We start from the raw sequence: 3,899 nt of genomic DNA on the forward strand, positions 1-3,899 counted from the left end.
ATAGCCTGATCAATAGAAATGGGCACAACTGGCATATTTTGCGCAGCTAGATCGCTGACAAATAGAATAAAGCTTGCCCCAACTAATATTGTTAAAACAAAAACCCGTGTAAAAACCTGCATCTATTTTCCCTCAAAACCTTGCTTTATGCCGGTTGAAATTAACTCCTATGAACTCGTTGTAATCCCCAAATAAATATAATGCCAAAGGGCGATATATCAATAGATTTTTATACCCTGATAAATTCCTTAACTATTTTCTATCACTCAATAATATCACTTAGAAAATTTTGCAGAAGTAGATTGAATTCAATTGACTTCTCTTGCATTATGAAGTGCCCGGACCCTTTTATTTGATGAAACTCTGATCCGTAGATATTTTGGTGGAGATACTCTCCATATTTGATTGGTGTGAGTATATCTTTATCTGAAGAGATTATAAGTGTAGGATGAGCTATCTTATCTAAATCATTTAATATATTAAACTCATTGCAGGCGATTAGATCGCCGTAGCTCACCTCTGGTCTAATACTTAGTAAACCGTCCCTAAATTCATGCTTTAATTCCTCCAAAGAGTCTTCAGCGAACATTCTTTGTGACGCCAGCTCGCAAAATTCTTTGTAATTATCCTTAGCAGCTATAAGTGTTTGTTGAGCTACGCTGAGTTTTGCCCCTGTTGCCACTAGAACCAGGGCATTTACTATCTCGGGGTTTTGAATTGCGATTAACATTGCAATCCCGCCGCCCATTGAATGACCTATCAATATTGGTCTGTTTAGCTTTAAAGTTTCAATGAACTCTATAAGAAAACTCTTATATTCTGCTATGGTTCTAAACCCTTCTCCTTCGGACTTGCCATGACCTGGCAAATCAATAGCTATAAAGTTGAACTTAGATGATCCTGAAAATCTATCTTTCTGAAATCGCCATGTGCTTGAGCTTTGTCCTGCGCCGTGAATGAACAAAAGGGTTGGGCGCGCATTATCGAAATTCTGAGCTTGGATAAAGTTTATCTTAGTTTTATTGATTATTACTTCAGACATGTATTAGAACTTTTGAGAGAGCTCAACTAGACTCTGAACTAAGAACTGCCGCAAGAATACAATTGCCAACAGCACTATGATTGGTGATAGATCTAAAGTGCCGCCGATCGGGGGAATGATTCTTCTGGCGTATCTAAGAACAGGTTCTGTCGCTCTATATAGAAATTGAACTATAGGATTATAAGGGCTTGGACTTACCCATGAAATTATGGCTCTGGCAACAATTATCCACATATAGACATTTAGTACCAGATCTAAAACCGTTGCGATTGCGCCTATAAAATTCCCACCTAAATTCATTACTTATCCCCCTTGGATAGTTCTTTTGATCGCTTGGTAGCGGCTTCTACTGCAGAGATTGTACTTGATCTAAACCCGCCTTTCTCTAAGTGATGAACACCTTCGATTGTAGTTCCTCCTGGTGAGGAGACTTTATCTTTAAACTGTGCAGGATGGGTCTCACCCTCAATTATCATCTTAGCCGTTCCATAAACAGTCTGAGCTGCCAGCCTGTGAGCCATATCTCTTGGTAGTCCCATTTTAACTCCGCCGTCAGCTAGAGCTTCTATAAAAATCGAGACATAAGCCGGCCCGCTACCGCTTAATCCCGTGACCGGATCTAACAGGCCCTCATCTTCAATCATAAGAGAAAGCCCAACAGAATCGAATATTTTTTTAACCCGTTTCTTTTCTTTAAGCGTAACATTTTCATTACAATAAAACACTGAAGCTCCGCTTAGAACTAATGCCGGCGTATTAGGCATTACTCTGACTATTTTTGATTTAATCTTAAGTAAATTTGAAATATTAGATGTAGTAATTCCAGCTGCGATTGATATGAGAACTTTTCTAGTAGTTATAGTCTCTTCAATCTCACGTACTACTTTTATTATCTGATTGGGTTTGACGGCCAAGACAATGAGGTCTGATTCTTGGGCAAGAATTTTGTTTGTTGCGGCTACTTTAACTTTATAACTCGATTTTACATGACTAACGCGTTTCTTTGATATGTCCCTAATGAATATCTGACTGCTCTTAAAAAGACCAGATGATATTAGGCCCTTTATGAGAGCCTCTGCCATGTTTCCAGCGCCAATAAATCCTATTTTATTCATTTTTTTTCTTCTATTTATCTCTCTCGCCGAATATCGCTGTTCCTACTCTAATAATTGTAGCGCCCTCTTGGATTGCAACTTCAAAATCTCCGCTCATGCCCATGGATAGTTCTTTTATTTGTGGATATGAGTTCGAAAGTTTTTCCCTTAAATTCCTTAGTTTAACAAAATATGGTCTGGACAATTCTATATCATCAAAATATGGGGGCATTGTCATAAGACCATTAACTTTTATTGAATCTAGCTCATCTAGATTGTCCAAGAATTCCTCTAAGTTAGATGGCGAAACACCGCCCTTAGATTCTTCTCCTCCAGTATCTACTTCTATAAGCACCGAAGTTTTAATGCCTAAGCTCTGTGAGCGTTTGTTAATCTCGTTTGCAACGGAAAGAGAGTCTAAAGAGTGAATAAGCTCAACTTTCCCTGCTATGTATTTAACCTTATTTTTCTGCAATTGGCCTATAAAGTGCCAATTAATTTCTTTATCATCTTCTTGCTCAAGTTGCTTATATTTATCTCTAAACTCCTGAGCATAATTCTCACCAAAAGTGTAAAGGCCTAAATCTAATGCATCTATAATTCGCTTTGACTCTACTCGCTTAGATACTGCCACAAGCTCTATCTCTTTAGGATTTCTGCCTACTTTTGTCGCGGCTGTTTGTATTCTATCTCTTATACTGTTTATATTACTTGCTAAGTCCATCGCCGCTAAAAAGTTCTAGAGCCCCCAGTTTTTTTAGTGCCTCGGTTACCTCAACTAAGGGAAGTCCGACGACGTTGGTATACGAGCCCCTTATTCCCTTAATCATAAAAGCGCCCACTCCTTGAATTCCGTAAGCTCCCGCTTTATCCATAGGCTCAGTGGTTTTAATGTAACCTTCTATCTCCTTTGGTTCAAGAGTTTTTACCATCACCTCAGTCCCAACTACATGTGTGTGCAGAATTTCATGCTCTGGTTTTACGATTGAAAATGCGGTGAGCACGTGATGCGCTCCGTCTGAAATTTTGCTGAGCATATTCCTTGCATCTTCTTCATCTTTGGGCTTGCCGAGGATTTCATTCTCAACAACAACAACTGTGTCTGCCCCAATAACTAGAACATCCCCGGTTAAATTTTTCGACACAGACAGTGCTTTTTCAGATGATAACCTAAGAACATAGTCCTCAGGCCTCTCATTATCTAATAAGGACTCATCTGAGCTGGGTGAAACAACCTCAAAACTAATCCCCAGGCTCTCTAGTAGCTCCTTTCTTCTAGGTGATGAAGAAGCCAGAACAATTTTAGTATTCATTTTATTGTTAATATCCTGATATTAATTTTTGAGAAATATAATAACTAGAATTAGTCAGCCTTTTTAGTAGGAGTGCTAAACGGCCAGATACCTGTTTTGGGCGGGTTATAATTTTTAGGCAGGTAGTCATCAGGTATGTTCGGTTTGTTACCGTCGCGGTATGCAACAATACCAGGTGAAGCAATCTCGACACCTGCTTCATGAAATTTATCTTGAATATTTCTATGCAGCTCGTTGTATGTACGGGCCATAACTCTAGGCTTTTTGGTATATGCATTCACTTCATACTCTACATAATAGTCATCTAGTGATGTCTGAAGAACGAACGGTTCTGGAGTTTTTTCAATATCCTCAGTTAATAATGCAGACTCCTTTAATAGCTCATGTACTTGTTGCCAGGGAACATCGTATCCGATAGTAACTTTGGAGTGGAGTATAAGCCCTTCATTC

General features: G+C 38.9%; 6 protein-coding genes. All 6 read right to left on the reverse strand.

Annotated features, from left to right (window positions below):
• Positions 1–262: 262 nt before the first annotated feature.
• Entirely contained in the window at positions 263–1,042 is a 780-nt protein-coding gene (locus tag AAF462_10690) for an alpha/beta hydrolase (protein MEM7009590.1), read from the reverse strand.
• A gap of 3 nt (positions 1,043–1,045) precedes the next feature.
• A complete protein-coding gene (locus tag AAF462_10695) occupies positions 1,046–1,342 on the reverse strand; it encodes a YggT family protein (protein MEM7009591.1) in 297 nt (98 codons plus the stop codon).
• Positions 1,342–2,157: a pyrroline-5-carboxylate reductase gene (gene proC / locus AAF462_10700; GenBank protein MEM7009592.1), complete on the reverse strand. Its 816-nt coding sequence runs from the start codon at positions 2,155–2,157 to the stop codon at positions 1,342–1,344. Before proC ends, AAF462_10695 begins: the two co-directional genes overlap by 1 nt.
• 10 nt (positions 2,158–2,167) lie before the next feature.
• The gene (locus tag AAF462_10705; GenBank protein MEM7009593.1) at positions 2,168–2,860 is read right to left on the reverse strand and encodes a YggS family pyridoxal phosphate-dependent enzyme; all 693 of its coding nucleotides are present in this window, start codon (positions 2,858–2,860) and stop codon (positions 2,168–2,170) included.
• Complete coding sequence (locus tag AAF462_10710) at positions 2,844–3,449, reverse strand: Maf family protein (protein MEM7009594.1); 606 nt, start codon at positions 3,447–3,449, stop codon at positions 2,844–2,846. The genes AAF462_10705 and AAF462_10710 overlap by 17 nt, the downstream gene beginning before the upstream one ends.
• Before the next feature lie 50 nt (positions 3,450–3,499).
• Positions 3,500–3,899 (reverse strand): mechanosensitive ion channel family protein (locus AAF462_10715; protein MEM7009595.1); only part of this gene is annotated, 400 nt, incomplete at its 5' end.

It is taken from the genome of Thermodesulfobacteriota bacterium (assembly GCA_039028315.1).
Classification (GTDB): Bacteria; Desulfobacterota_D; UBA1144; order Nemesobacterales; family UBA2774; genus CR02bin9.